General features: G+C 60.5%; 10 protein-coding genes. 3 read left to right on the forward strand and 7 right to left on the reverse strand.

The genetic code is table 11. The features are described 5' to 3' along the window. Positions 1–205: 205 nt before the first annotated feature. The 3 genes from P0D68_RS32275 to P0D68_RS32285 form a co-directional block, all read right to left on the reverse strand. Entirely contained in the window at positions 206–667 is a 462-nt protein-coding gene (locus tag P0D68_RS32275) for a (2Fe-2S)-binding protein (RefSeq protein WP_091804331.1), read from the reverse strand. Positions 668–710: 43 nt separating this feature from the next. After that, positions 711–2,981 carry a xanthine dehydrogenase family protein molybdopterin-binding subunit gene (locus tag P0D68_RS32280; protein WP_408303050.1) on the reverse strand — a complete coding sequence of 757 codons (2,271 nt, stop codon included), beginning with the start codon at positions 2,979–2,981 and terminating at the stop codon, positions 711–713. Positions 2,982–3,549: 568 nt separating this feature from the next. Next, positions 3,550–3,795 (reverse strand): hypothetical protein, encoded by a 246-nt coding sequence (locus tag P0D68_RS32285; protein WP_408303053.1) that lies wholly within the window; start codon positions 3,793–3,795, stop codon positions 3,550–3,552. On the opposite strand from P0D68_RS32285, the gene P0D68_RS32290 reads away from it, so the two are divergent. After that, positions 3,794–5,644, forward strand: coding sequence for a S8 family serine peptidase (locus tag P0D68_RS32290; protein WP_408303054.1), 1,851 nt, complete (start codon positions 3,794–3,796; stop codon positions 5,642–5,644). The genes P0D68_RS32285 and P0D68_RS32290 overlap by 2 nt on opposite strands. Before the next feature lie 91 nt (positions 5,645–5,735). Beyond that, positions 5,736–7,556 (forward strand): hypothetical protein, encoded by a 1,821-nt coding sequence (locus P0D68_RS32295; RefSeq protein ID WP_408303056.1) that lies wholly within the window; start codon positions 5,736–5,738, stop codon positions 7,554–7,556. A gap of 26 nt (positions 7,557–7,582) precedes the next feature. Here P0D68_RS32295 and P0D68_RS32300 read toward each other — a convergent pair whose 3' ends face one another. From P0D68_RS32300 to xylA, 4 genes are all read right to left on the reverse strand, one after another. Further along, positions 7,583–8,782, reverse strand: a complete 1,200-nt coding sequence (locus P0D68_RS32300; protein ID WP_091804337.1) for a sugar ABC transporter permease — start codon at positions 8,780–8,782, stop codon at positions 7,583–7,585. Beyond that, positions 8,779–10,338: a D-xylose ABC transporter ATP-binding protein gene (gene xylG, locus P0D68_RS32305; RefSeq protein ID WP_091804340.1), complete on the reverse strand. Its 1,560-nt coding sequence runs from the start codon at positions 10,336–10,338 to the stop codon at positions 8,779–8,781. Before xylG ends, P0D68_RS32300 begins: the two co-directional genes overlap by 4 nt. A gap of 79 nt (positions 10,339–10,417) precedes the next feature. Next, positions 10,418–11,446 carry a D-xylose ABC transporter substrate-binding protein gene (gene xylF / locus P0D68_RS32310; protein ID WP_408303059.1) on the reverse strand — a complete coding sequence of 343 codons (1,029 nt, stop codon included), beginning with the start codon at positions 11,444–11,446 and terminating at the stop codon, positions 10,418–10,420. Between the two features lie 169 nt (positions 11,447–11,615). Further along, positions 11,616–12,938 carry a xylose isomerase gene (gene xylA / locus P0D68_RS32315; RefSeq protein ID WP_091804346.1) on the reverse strand — a complete coding sequence of 441 codons (1,323 nt, stop codon included), beginning with the start codon at positions 12,936–12,938 and terminating at the stop codon, positions 11,616–11,618. A gap of 235 nt (positions 12,939–13,173) precedes the next feature. Here xylA and P0D68_RS32320 point away from each other — a divergent pair, with 235 nt between their 5' ends. Further along, positions 13,174–14,391: a XylR family transcriptional regulator gene (locus tag P0D68_RS32320; protein WP_408303061.1), complete on the forward strand. Its 1,218-nt coding sequence runs from the start codon at positions 13,174–13,176 to the stop codon at positions 14,389–14,391. The last annotated feature ends 4 nt before the right edge of the window (positions 14,392–14,395 follow it).

Genomic DNA, 14,395 nt, shown 5'->3' on the forward strand with positions numbered 1-14,395 from the left:
GATTATCTTTCTTTTACCTTTCATTTCGGGTTAAATACGTCCCATCAACCACTCATTACGGGGACACGTATGTCGCAATTCATGAAGAGCGCGGTCGCGCTGGGCGGCTGCATCGGCGTTTTCACGGCCGTCGTCGCCGTGGTCGAAATGCTGGCAGGTTGAACGCTCGCGGCTTCTCGCGTTGGGGCGAGAAGCGTCGGCGGCGCTAGGCGGGCCGACGCTTTGCCGCCGCCTGGTGAATCGCCGCCCGAACCCGCGGATACGTGCCGCAACGGCACACGATGTGCCACATGGCCGCGTCGATGTCGGCGTCGGTCGGCTTGGGGTTGTGCTTGAGCAGCGCGCAGGCCGCCATGAGTTGCGCGCTTTGACAATAGCCGCACTGCACCACGTCGAGATCGATCCACGCGGCTTTCAGCGCCTGTGCTTCGGGACCCTGCAAACCTTCGATGGTCGTAATCTTCTGCGTGTGGAGGCTCGACATGAGCGTCTGGCACGCGAAGCTTGCTTCGCCGTCCACATGGACCATGCACGCGCCGCAAATCCCCACGCCACAGCCGAACTTGGTGCCCGTCATGCCGAGTTCACAACGCAGCACCCACAGAAGCGGCATGTCGGGGTCGGCCTGCACCGCCACCGCCCGCCCGTTGATGTTCAACGATCCCATCGCCAATCTCCCTGGGTTCCTGAGTTTTCGAATTCGCCGTGCTTCACGCAAGCCTCAACGGCAGTGAGCGCAAGCGCTGGCCCGTCAATGCAAACACGGCATTCGCCACCGCCGGTGCGACCGGTGGCACGCCCGGTTCACCCACGCCTTGCGGATGCATCTGGCTCGGCATGATGTCCGTGTCGATTGCCGGGCAATCGTTGATTCGCACGACCGGGAAATCCCTGAAGTTCTTCTGCTGCACCTGACCGTTGATGAGCGTGATTTCATCCTGCAACGCGGTGGAGAGACCAAACACAATCGCGCTCTCCATCTGCTGACGAATCAGATTCGGATTCACCGGCATACCGCAATCGATTACGCAGACCACCCGATGCACGCGAATCCGCTTATCCGGCCCGATCGACACTTCCACGACCTGCGCGACCACACTGCCGAACGCCTCGTGCAACGCCACGCCGCGCGCGCGGCGCGCGCCGTCGGCGGCATGCGTCAACGGGTGTCCCCAGTCCGATAAAACCGCCGCACGCTTTAACACCGCCAGATGCCGCGGATGCTGCGCGAGCAGCGCCGCGCGAAACGCAATCGGGTCCTGGCCGGTGGCCGCGGCAAGTTCGTCGGTGAAGCCCTCGGTGAAGAACGCCTGATGTGAATGGCCCACCGAGCGCCAGAACCCGACCGGCACCGGCAGGTCGACAATCTTGTGCGCCACGCGCGCTGCGGGCCATTCGTAGGGCTGATCGAAGGCGCCTTCGCAGGTCGTCTTGTCGATCGGAATGCGCGGCACGCCGTAATAGCGCGCGAGGGACTCCGGCACGATCGCCTGACTTGCCGACGTGGCTTGCCACGCCAGCAGTTTGCCGTTGTTGTCGATACCGGCTTTGAGCCGTGACACGCATGCCGGACGATAGAAATCGTGAGTGAAGTCCTCCGCGCGCGACCAGAGGGTTTGCACCGGACGGCCGCCGCCTTGGCGCGCAATCGCCGCAGCCTGGGCGATGAAATCGAGTTCCAGACGCCGCCCGAATGCGCCGCCCAATAGAAGCGTTTGCACGTCGACCTTGTCGGTATCGATGTCCAGCACTTTTGCGACGTGATGCCGGGCGAGCGCGGGCATTTGCGTCGAGACCCAGACCGTGGCCGAGCCGTCCGTGACCTGCACGGTGCAGTTGGGCGGCTCGACCGCGCCGTGCGCCAGATACGGCGCGCGATACTCGGCGCTGATGGTGCGAGCCGCGCGACTCAACGCGGCGTCCACGTCGCCCAGATGGTAGTAGGCGTGGCCGTCGCCGTCGTCCAGTGCTTGTGCGAGGCGACGGTCCACCTCCGCGTTCGACAGCTTTGCCGCCGGGCCGTCGTGCCAATCCACGTTGATGGCGGTGACCGCGTTCATCGCCCGAAACGGGTTGTCCGCGATCACCGCGACGCCGCCGGTTCCACCGTTGTAGGGCGCGACGGCAAACGCCTTGATGAAGCCCGGCATGCTGGCCGCCGGCGTTGCATCAAACTTCGCGACCGTGCCGCCCAACGTCGGGCACATGACGACGCTCGCGTAGAGCAGGCCGTCGGGAAGCGCGTCGATACCGAAGCGCGCCGTGCCGTTGATCTTCGATGCCGCTTCGATACGGCGTAACGGTTTGCCGATCAGCTTGAAGTCGGCGGGATTTTTGAGCGCCACCTGGCGCGGCAACGGTTGCTGCGCCGCCATCGACGACAATTCGCCGAAGCTCGCCTTATGCCCCGAGGGGTGCAGCACCTGACCGCTTTCGACGCGACATTCGCCGGCAGGCACTTTCCATTGCGCGGCCGCGGCGCCGATCAGCATAGCGCGGGCCGAGGCGCCGGCCTCGCGCATCGGCGTCCAAAGGTCGTTGATGCTGGACGAACCACCCGTCATCATCGTGCCGGCTTCGCGCACCACCTTGCGGGTCATCCAGACGATGGTGCGTTTAATGGCGCTATCGTCGTCGGGGCGAAACGGCAGGTCGTCGATGATGTTCTGCACACTGTTGTAGATCTTGTCGATAGGCGAGTTTTCGACCCGCACCTGCGACCAGTCGGCGTCCAGTTCTTCGGCAAGCAACATGGCGAGGCCAGTGTGAATGCCCTGTCCCATTTCCGCCTTGCACATCATGATCGTCACGCTGTTGTCCGCGGCGATCTTGACCCAGCCGTTGAGCGCGACCTGCGTGCCTTGCGCCGGCAGCGGCATGGACGTAGTCAAACGCTGCCCCGGCGGCAGCACCGACCAGCCGACCAGCAGCGCGCCGACAGCGCCGGCGCCGCCGAGCAGGAAGGTTCTGCGCTTTAACATGGCATGGCTCGATCAGCTCGCACGATGGCTGGGAAGCTGTGAAGCGCGGGTCCGCGCCTGGCGTTGGTCCTCCGAATAGTAATAAGACGGGGGAGTGGATGTGGGACTTAAATGCATGCATTTAAGTCAGGAGGGCTTGGGGCGGGGGATGGGGAGGATGGCGGTGTGGGGGGTAAGCCGTGGGGTGTTTCATTAAATGAGGCGGGAACGGCTTGGTAAGGGCGGCTCGTTGCGGGCAGAAGGCCGGCGCTCGTGCGAGCATGCCATCGTGGCTGTGCCTGCGAAAACGACTCGGCGGAGGTCGCGCCAAACCGCGTTAGGACGTTTCACTCACCGCTTAGCGCAAATCGCAATCGATGCGTAGTTATTCCTGACATCGCACGGGAATTCTCCTTCACATAAAACAGCGCTTTCCGCTGCCTCACACTTTTCCAAGCGATTACCCTTCCATTACGAACGGGCACCGGTCTCTGTGCGGCTTTCCGATCGCAAGAACGAACGATCAACGAAAAATCTGCGAGATCCAAACGTTGAAAAAAGAGAGAACGAAAAGCGGCAGGATCGACTTTCAACACACAGTCAACCGGGCGGATGCGATCCGATCGAGATTACCAACGCGCCGCATCATTACCAGCGTTGCAAACCTCACTCTAGCGCTGGCCTTGGCCGCGTGTAGCGGGAACGGCGCGAGCGACACCGCATCGCGTTCGGCACCCAGCGCTCCGGAGACGGCAGAGGTGGCGGCCGCAGCGAGCGCTGCGAGTTCCAGTTCAGTTCCGCTCACCATGTCGTTGAAGATGAACACAACTGGCATGACGTCAGAGTCGCAAACCGACCGTTTCATCATCAAGTACAGACCCGGTACTGCTGAACGCGGCTCTTCCTCTGCCGTGCAAACGAAACTTGACAAGCTTGCCAGCACGCTCCCTGCGAGAGCACATCATCTGCGTCGGATGGGTATCGGCGCAGACGTGGTGACGACCGAGCGAAAACTCTCTAGCGCGCAGGCGAAAGCATTCATGCGCGCCATCGCAGCCGACCCGAACGTGCAATACGTTGAGCCGGACATTGTGGTCTCAGGTGGTGCTGTACCTAACGACCCATACTTTAACGATCAATGGGGCCTTCTTTCAAATCTCGACCCTGGGCAGCCCTATGCGGGTATCCGCGTGGCGAACGCATGGAATACAGGCACGGGCGCGGGCGTGACCATCGCGCTCGTCGACAATGGGGTAACGAGCCATAGCGATCTGAATGCAAACATATCTCCCGGTGGGTTGGACTTTACGTTTCTGCCCGGACCAAGCGACGGCACAAACCCTGGTCGTACTGTCGAGAATCCGAATTGCCAGGTGACCTGGCACGGCACTCACGTTGCCGGCATATTGAGCGCGGTGGCAAACAATGGCCTCGGCGTCGCAGGCGTCGCGCCGTCCGCGAAAGTACTTTCAGTTCGCGCGCTCAGCGCCTGCAACATCGGCACAATGTCGAGCGTCGTGGAAGCTATGGTATGGTCCGCGGGCGGATCTGTTCCAGGTTTTTCAGTCAATCCCCATCCCGCAAAGGTCATCAACGCGAGCCTTGGATCGGCTGGCCAGTGTTCGCAGGTGTATCAGGATGCAATCGACACCGTGAACAGTTTAGGCGGTACGCTCGTAGTAGCCGCAATGAACGATAACGAAGACGCATCAAACACCCAACCAGCCAACTGTCACGGCGTTATCGCTGTCGGCAACACACAACGCGATGGTTTGCGAGGGTACTTGTCCAACTACGGGCCCACGGTTGATATTTCCGCGCCGGGAACCGATATCTTATCGACCTATAACGATGGAAGTTCGGCGCTTGGCAGCGAGAGTTATGCCGCTATGACCGGAACGTCCATGGCAGCGCCAATGGTTAGCGGTGTAGTTGCTCTCGTACGTTCTGTCGCACCGAAGCCGCTAAGTACGGCCGAGATGCGCACACTAATCACACAGCACGCCCAGCCATTCCCCAAACAGCCGGATCATTCGATGGGATCGGGTATCCTCGATGCGGCGGCAACAGTTGCGGCGGCAAAGGCTGGCGAGATTCCAGCCGCAGCGGATTTCAAATGTTCCCAGAGTATGTCCGCAATGTTGGTGACGTGTACAGACCTGTCGACCGCGAGAGGCTCTGCGTCGATCAAGTCGTGGACGTGGACTCTCGGCTCCGGCAATGCGGTTGATGTGTTAAGCGCACAATCAGTCAACCCGATCTACAACTACGAATATCCGGGCACTTACAACATCACATTAACGACGACTGACAGCACAGGCGCAGTTAGCAGGGTAACTCGGCCCTTTACGGTCGCCGCCCCTGAGTCAACCGATCTGAGTTTCGACGTCAATCTCATGATTGCCGCGAAATCGAACGTCATGAAGTTCTTCAAGCTGGACGTCCCGGCTGGTGCATCGATCCTCAGGGTAGCCCTCTCAAATAGATCTAGTCTTGAATCGGGAACAATGTATCTGAGGGCCGGCTCGCCCACTACGGTAAACGCACCTTGCATTAGAAAATTTGCATCAGGCAGCGGTGCCCAATGCATCATATCGCGCCCGGCAGCAGGCGTTTATTACGTCACGCTAAGCCCTGATACCGACCTCAATGATGATGTGATTTTCGCTACCTATATGCAGTGACGTTCATAGCGTGCGAGCAGGCCCCCTGCGTTTCCGTCACGGAGCGCAGAAACACAACTTTTCGCATAAGCAAAGCCCACTATCTTTGAAAATGCAAAAGGCCATTACCCACCACTCCGATTCAATGGACGTGCACACGCTGATTGCTCGTGCAGACGCCGACTACTCCGCCTTCCGCATGAAAGACGCGGAAAGCGGATACCAACGGGCGTTGGCCTCGAACCCGTACAATGTCCATGCACTACACCGTATGGGGTTGGTGTGCGTGCACCTGGAAAAAATCCCAGAAGCAGACGCGTATCTGGAACGCGCTCTAAAGGCCGACCCAGCGCGTGCCGATCTGTGGGAACACGCCGGCCTGATCGCCGCGATGAAAGGCGACTACCCACGTTCGGAAGCGTTCTACCGTCATGCGATTGACCTCTCTGGAAGCACCGCAACCTTGCATCGCAATCTGGCGGATTGCCTGCGACTCAGCGGCCGCCTCGCCGAAGCGAAAGCGCAATACAAAGCGGCTCTTTCCATAGAGACGGACCTTCATCATGCGACGCGTGCCATCGCGCGCATAAGCGCCGAACTCGGGGAGGTTGATGATGCCGCCGACTATTGGCTAGCCGCATGGGCGCTCGACTCATCTTCCCTGCAAGACGGGTTCGATTTAATCGCAGCACTAGCCAAAGCCAAGCGTACGGCACAGGCAAGCCACGCGATCGCACAGATCAGAACACGGGAAGCGGACAATCCCGAAACATTGCAGGCGCTATGTCTCGCGTTATATAGAGCGGATCGTTTCGCCGATATGCTGAGTGTCGCCCGCCAGGGACTCGAGATCGATCCGCGACGCGTCACGCTGCACCACTACGCGGCACATGCGCTGAGCGTCCGCGGCAGAGTTGCGGAAGCGCTGGCCTACAGCAGGGAAGCGGTCCGACTCACACCTGATGATCCTGTCATGCAGTGCCAACTTGCATGCCTCGAACTGAGTCAGGGCGATTTTAAGAGCGGATGGGCGCGTCGCAATGCCGCTTACGCCATGCCCCTAACACGTGCCACTTTGGTCTTTCCAGATTTTCAGGTGTGGAATGGCGAACCAGTTTGCGGATGTCGTTTCCTACTCGTCGGCGAACAAGGACGGGGCGACGAAATCCAGTTCAGCCGGTTTGCCGAATGGCTACACCGGCAGGGTGCTATTGTCGATGTGCTGGTCAGCCAACCTGTCGCCAAGATCGCGGCAAGCATGAGGAGCGTACGGTCGGTTTTTACAACAACACCCGCCGGCCCTTACGACTATTGGAGCCATATGCTGAGAATGCCAGCGCATATGAACCTTGATCTCTCCATGTTGCCTATTGCCATGCCATACGTTTCGGCCGCGCCACTCCATATTGACCAATGGCGGCAAAAGCTCGATGTCATCTCACCATTAGCGGCGCATAAGAAACGCACGAGAATCGGTGTAGTGTGGGCGGGCGGTACGCACACCGCTCTAGATCGGTTCCGATCGATCGGTATCGAAACGCTGAAACCCCTGCTTTCCCATCCGGGAACGACCTGGTTTTCCGTACAGAAAGGGGAGCATGAATGCGACGGCGTACCGCTGGCAGACCAATTTGATTTACACACGCTCGGACCCATCATTGAAGACTTCACCGACACGCTCGCCATTCTTGAAACGCTTGACCTGCTCATTACCGTCGATACTGCCGCTGCACATCTCGCCGGTGCGGCAAACCTTCCAGTCTGGGTACTTTTGCCCGCGTACTCGGAGTTGCGCTGGCTAACCGACAGAACAGATAGCCCCTGGTACCCATCAATGCGGCTATTCCGCCAGCGCGAACTCGGAGATTGGAACCCCGTTATCGAAGAAATGCGGGAAGCTCTGACGGATTGGTGCAGCACCGGACCAAAGTAGCCGCCGCACCTCACCCGCCTTTCATCTCACCGCCTATTCGACCCCGACACCACATCGATCCACACGGCCAGCACGAGAATGCTGCCCTTCACGATCATCTGCCAATACGCATCCACGTCCAGCATCGACATGCCGTTATCGAGGCTCGCCATGACGAGCGCGCCGATCAGCGCGCCATAGACCGTGCCGGACCCGCCGCGCATCGACGTTCCGCCGATAAAACACGCGGCAATCGCATCGAGTTCGCCCATCGATCCGGCCGAAGGCGACCCCGCTGCAAGCCGTGCCGTATTGACGATGCCGCCGAACGCGCACATCAGCCCCATCAGCGCAAAGATCGCCAGTTTCACGCGGTTAGTGTTGACGCCTGAGAGCCGGGTCGCTTCGAGGTTCGAACCGACCGCGTAGATGCGCCGCCCGAACACGGTCTGCGTGGCGATCCACGTAAAGATGCCCAGCAGCGCGAGCAGCAACAGCACCGGCACGGGAATGCCACCGTAACGGTCAAGCGTGGCGACGAAGCCGGCGAGAATCACACCCGCGCCGACCACCTTCACGACGTCCTGCCAGAACGGCACCACCCGCAGTTGATAGCGCTCGCGGTTGCGCCGCTGGCGTATCGTCAGAAACGCCAGCAACAGAAACAGCACCACCGCAAGCGTATCGCCCGCGAGCCTCGGCAGATAGCCTTGGCCGACGAACACGAAACCATCCGACACCGGTGCAATCGTCGACCCGCCTGTCACACCAAGCAGAATGCCGCGATAGGCAAGCATGCCGCCGAGCCCGACAATGAACGAAGGCACGCGCCGGTACGTCGACCACCATCCGTTGAACATGCCGATCAGTACGCCTAGCAGCATGACCACCGGCAACGTGACGCCGAGCGGCCAGTGTCGGTTGACGTCGAGTATGGCCGCCACGCCACCGAGCAAACCGAGCAGCGAGCCGACCGACAGATCGATCTCGCCGGCAATGATCACGAACACCATGCCGCACGCGAGCATCCCGGTAATCGACATCTGCCGCAGGAGGTTCGACAGATTGCGCGGCGTAACGAATGCGCCATGCGTGAGCACCGAAAAGAAAATCCAGATCGCGGCCACGGCGATCAGCAGCGCGAGAATCTTGTAGCGCGCGAACAGTTGCTGAAGGCGCTGCGGACCGCCGAATGCGCCTCGCGGCACGGCTTCATCGGCGCGGTGGGAAGTAACGTCGGGCGTCATGCGGCACTCGCTACGGTTGGGTTCGGGGATCGTGGCACGGGACGGATCGCGGCGCTGAGTATGTCCTCCTGAGTCAGGCCGTCATTGACGAAATCGCCGCGCAACTCGCCTTCGCCGATCACCAGCACGCGATCGCTGATGCCGAGCACTTCGGGCAATTCGGAGGACACCATCACGATCGACATGCCGCGCTGCGCCAGTTGAAAAATCAGTTTGTAGATTTCGTATTTCGCGCCGACATCCACGCCACGCGTGGGTTCGTCGAGAATCAGCACTTTCGGGTCGGTCAGCAGCATGCGTGTCAGCACGGCCTTCTGTTGATTGCCGCCCGACAGACTCGCAATCGATAACATGGGATGCGCGGCGCGCACCGAAAGCCGCTTCATCTCCGTGTGAATCGTATCGAGTTCGGCCGCGGAATCGATCCGGCCAGCCGAGGCAAAGCGCGCCAACACCGCGAGCGTGATGTTGTGGCCGACGCTCAGCCCAGGCACGATGCCGTGACGTTTGCGATCTTCCGGCACCATGGCGATGCCCGCGCGAATCGCGTCAACGGGCGCGCGAATCCTGAGCGGCTTGCCGTCCATGACCACGGTCGCTTCGCTCACCCCCGGGTACGCACCGAAGATCGCCTGCATCAACTCCGTGCGGCCCGCGCCGACCAGGCCGGCCACGCCAAGAATCTCGCCACGCCGCAGCGCGAACGACACGTCGTTGACCCGCTTGCGACGCGAATTGGTCACGTCGAAACAGGTGACATGACGCGCTTCAAAGATCACCTCGCCGATCGGATGCGGCTCGCGCGGAAACAGGTTCTTGATCTCGCGGCCCACCATCAGCGAAATGATGCGGTCGGTCGTAAGCGCGCGCATCGGCTCCGTCGCGACGTGACGGCCGTCGCGAATCACGCTGATCGTGTCGCAGACGGCCGCCACTTCGTCGAGCTTGTGCGAAATGTACACACAGGCCACGCCGCGCCGCTTCAGATCGCGCACGATGTCGAGCAGAATACGGATCTCGGACGCGGTCAGCGAAGAAGACGGTTCATCGAGAATCAGCAGTTTGGCGCGCTTGTTTAGCGCCTTGGCAATCTCGATCAACTGCTGGTGCCCCCCGCCATAGTTCATCACCGGCTGTGCGGCATTGATTCCGCTGATACCGAGTTCGCGCAGCAGTTCGTCGGCGCGCTGGTACATCGCCGCGTAATTCATGCGGCCACCGGGCAGCGTAATTTCATTGCCGAGGAAGATGTTCTCCGCCACCGACAATTCCGGCACCAGCATCAACTCCTGGTGAATGATGATGATGCCGGCGCGCTCGGTGTCACGCACGCTGGCGGCTTTCAACGGCTCGCCTTCCCAGATGATCTCGCCGTCCCACGTGCCCCACGGATACACGCCGGAGAGCACTTTCATCAGCGTGGATTTGCCCGCGCCGTTCTCGCCACACAGACCCACGCACTCGCCCGGCGCGATCGTGAGGTCGATACCGTCGAGCGCCTTCACGCCGGAAAACGCCTTGACGATGCCGCGCATCGTCATGAGAGGTTGCGTCATTCGCTATGCCTCGCTGCAAGGCGCACGGCGGCGCCGATACGCACCACGCGCATCGCCGTCCGCCGCGCACACGTTACGCTCATTGGCTCGCGAGCTGGGCCTGGCTATAGAAGCCGTCCTTGACGACTACGTCGACATTGCTCTTGGTGAGCAACGTGGGTTGCAGGAGCACCGTGTCGACTTTCTTCTTGCCGTTGTCGTATTGCGCGTTATAGGCGGGCTTCTGGCCCTTCGCGAGAGCCACCGAGAGCTTGGCGGCTTCGCCGGCAATCAGCTTCAGCGGCTTGTAGACGGTCATGGTTTGCGTGCCGGCAATCACACGCTTGACCGCCGCGAGGTCCGCGTCCTGCCCGGAGACCGGCACCTTGCCCGCCAGGTGCTGCGCGGCGAGCGCCTGAATCGCGCCGCCCGCGGTGCCGTCGTTCGATGCGACGATCGCATCGATCTTGTTGTTGTTGGCCGTCAGCGCATCTTCGACAATGCGCAGCGCCGTGGAAGCACTCCATTCCGGCACCCACTGCTGACCGACTACCTTAATGTCGCCCCGGTCCATGGCGGGCTTCAGGATTTTGAGCTGGCCTTCGCGCAGCATCTTGGCGTTGTTGTCCGTCGGCGCACCGCCGAGCAGGAAGTAGTTGCCCTTTGGCTGCGCGTTGTAGACACCTTGCGCCTGCAATTCGCCGACTTTCTCGTTGTCGAACGAGATATAGGCGTCCACATCGGCATCGAGAATCAGGCGGTCATACGAGACGACCTTGATGCCGGCTTTCCTTGCTTCCGCAACCACATTGCCGAGCGTCTTCGAATTGAACGGTACGATCACGATGACGTCGACGCCGCGCGAAATCAGGTTTTCGATCTGCGAGATCTGCCGCTCTTCGCTCGCGTCGGCGGATTGCACCGACACTTTCGCACCAAGCCTTTCTGCCGCGGCAACGAAATAGTCACGATCGCGCGACCAGCGCTCCACGCGCAGATCGTCGATACAGAAGCCGATTTCCGGATGATCCTTGCTTGCATGCGCGAGCGGCGCGACAAGCGACAGGCTGGCGAGCACCGCTCCACACACGAGCGAACTCAACACGGTACGACGCGTTGCGAATTTCATGTCTCTCTCCTTCTTCTGATAGCCGGAATACCGGATTGGACGGCCTGCGCTGCGAGCCGCAGGACCGGACAAGCGACAACCCAAAGCTTCCTGTTTCGCGCGGTCGACGTGGCCGCGCGATTTTTATGAGGTGCTACGACTTCTCAGCCACGTCTTCCTGCGATCCGGATCAGCGTCCGCTGTAAATAGCCTGATTCACGATGTTTTCCATCAGCTCCTGATGGCCGCTGGCATGCTGCGGATTCAGACCGCGCGCCAACGCATCCGTCGCCAGCGTGGAGAGCGAATAGTCGCCGGACAGGATCTTGCGGCCGAACTCCGCTTCCCAGCCCGCATAGCGTTGACGCTTGAATTGATCCAGACGATCGTTTTCGATCAGCACCGCGGCGCGTTCGACAGCGAGCGCGAGGTTGTCGATTGCCCCAATGTGGCCGTAGAACAGGTCTTCCGGATCGACACTTTGCCGCCGTACTTTCGAGTCGAAGTTCATGCCGCCCGTTGTGAAGCCGCCATGTTTGAGAATTTCGTAGAAGGCGAGCGTCAGCTCTTCCACACTATTTGGGAACTGATCGGTATCCCAGCCATTTTGCGGGTCGCCGCGATTCGCGTCGACGCTGCCGAAAATACCCAGCGCATAGGCCGTCGCGATCTCGTGATGAAACGAATGACCCGCGAGCGTCGCATGATTGGCCTCGATGTTTACCCGAATCTCTTTCTCGAGTCCGTGTTGCAGCAGGAAGCCGTGTACGGTCGCGACATCGTAATCATATTGATGCTTGGTCGGCTCCTGTGGCTTGGGTTCAATCAGCAGCGAGCCTTTGAAGCCGATCTTGTGCGCGTGATCGACGACCATATGCAGAAAACGGGCGAGCTGATCACGTTCGCGCACCAGGTCGGTATTGAGCAACGTATCGTAACCTTCACGGCCACCCCACAAGACATAATTGTCGCCGCCGAGTCTTTGCGTCGCATCGAGAGCATGGCGGACCTGCGTCGCCGCAAATGCGAACACCTCTGGATCCGGATTGGTGGCCGCGCCCGCCGCGTAACGAGGATGCGAGAACAGATTGGCGGTGCCCCACAGCAACTTGATGCCGCTATCCTCCTGCTTGCGCGCCAGATAGTCGGCAATATGCAGGAAGTTTTCGCTGTATTCCTTCAGGCTCGACCCCTCGGGTGCGACGTCGGTGTCGTGAAACGTGTAGTACGGCGTGCCGAGCTTCGAGAAGAACTCGAATGCGGAATCCGCCTTTTGCCGTGCCCGCTCCATGGCATCGCCGGCTTGCTGCCAAGGGCGTCGAAACGTTCCGTGCCCGAAAATATCCACGCCCGGCCAGACGAACGTATGCCAGTAGCACACGGCAATACGCAGATGTTCTTCGAGGGTTTTGCCGAGTACCTTTTTACTTTTATCGTAGTGGCGGTACGCAAGCGGATTATCCGATTGCGGGCCTTCGTAGCGGATCTCGGGAATGTGTTCGAAGTAAGACATCTGTGTCTCCAGTTATGTTGCACCGCAACCCGTGCGACGTCGTCGCGCCGGTCGACAAGGTGACGCCATGCTGCCGCTTGCAAGATGCATCGGCAATTGCGAAATTGCGCAGCGTGCTTGATGTTTCTTACCGCCCGCCATTTTGTTTCGCACCAGGGCGTGATTCGAGGCCTAGAATAACCAGACGCTTAAAACCGGTGCCGCGCTAAACGGGCACCCAACGCCGCTTACCGCCATGACCCGTCCGCAAATACCACAGACGACGCATCGGATCGCACTGCTGTTCAACGCGAACAAGGTCTACGATCGCGAGATCATCACCGGCATTGGTAATTACCTGCTGTCCACGCGTGTGGCGTGGGACCTCTTTCTCGAAGAAGACTTTCGCTGCCGGCTAACGGGCATTGAACGCTTCGACGGCGACGGCATCATTGCGGATTTCGACGATCCCGCAGTGGGCGAAGCGTTGCGCGATTGTCCGTTGCCCGTGGTTGCCGTGGGTTCGTCGTTCGAAGATCCAGCGCACTACCCCCCGGATTTACCCTATATCGCCACCGACAACAGCAAGCTCATCTCGCTCGCCTATACGCATCTGATCGGCGCGGGTCTCGAGCACTTCGCGTTGTACAGCCTGCCGCAAGCGCAGGAAAACCGCTGGGCGCAACAGCGCGAACTCGCGTTCGCCCATTTGCGCAGTGCCGATGGCCGCAGCGCCGCGCAGATCGCCAGCGAGATGTATCGCGGCCTGTCGACCAGCGCGCCGTCATGGAATCAGGCGACCGAGCAGCTCACCGCATGGCTGCGGGATCTACCGAAGCCGGTCGGCATCATTGCCGTGACCGATGCTCGTGCCCGGCATCTGCTCCAGGCGTGTTTGATTGCCGGAATTCCCGTGCCGGAGGAAGTCGCGATCATCGGCATCGACAACGATCCGTTGACACGCACGTTGACGCGAATTCCATTGTCTTCGGTGATTCAGGGCACTGAGGAAATGGGCCGCACCGCGGCTCACCTGTTGCATCAAATGCTGCATGGCGCGCGCTTTCCGGGGCGGCGCATTCTCGTGCCGCCAGTCGGCATCAACGTGCTCGAGTCGACCAGGCACCAACCGCTTGCGAGTCCTTACGTGATGCGGGCTCGCCACTTTATTCGCCAGTACGCGTGCCAGGGTATTCGCACCGAACAGGTCGCCGACTATGTGGGCGTGTCGCGTTCGTCGCTCGAAGAGTACTTCAGGCGCGAGCGGCAGTGCACCGTGCATCAGGAAATCCTGCGCCATAAACTCGATGTCGCGAAGGCGCTATTGGCGAAGCGCGATGCGTCGAGCGCGGAAGTGGCGATCCGTTGCGGCTTCACGTCACTGCAATACATGTATGCGGTGTTTCGCCGTGAACTCGGTTGCACGCCGCGCGAGTACCAGGAGCGGGTGAATTCGGCACCGGCGCCGGGCTGAGCAT

Source organism: Paraburkholderia sp. RL17-380-BIE-A (assembly GCF_046028085.1).
Lineage (GTDB): Bacteria > Pseudomonadota > Gammaproteobacteria > Burkholderiales > Burkholderiaceae > Paraburkholderia.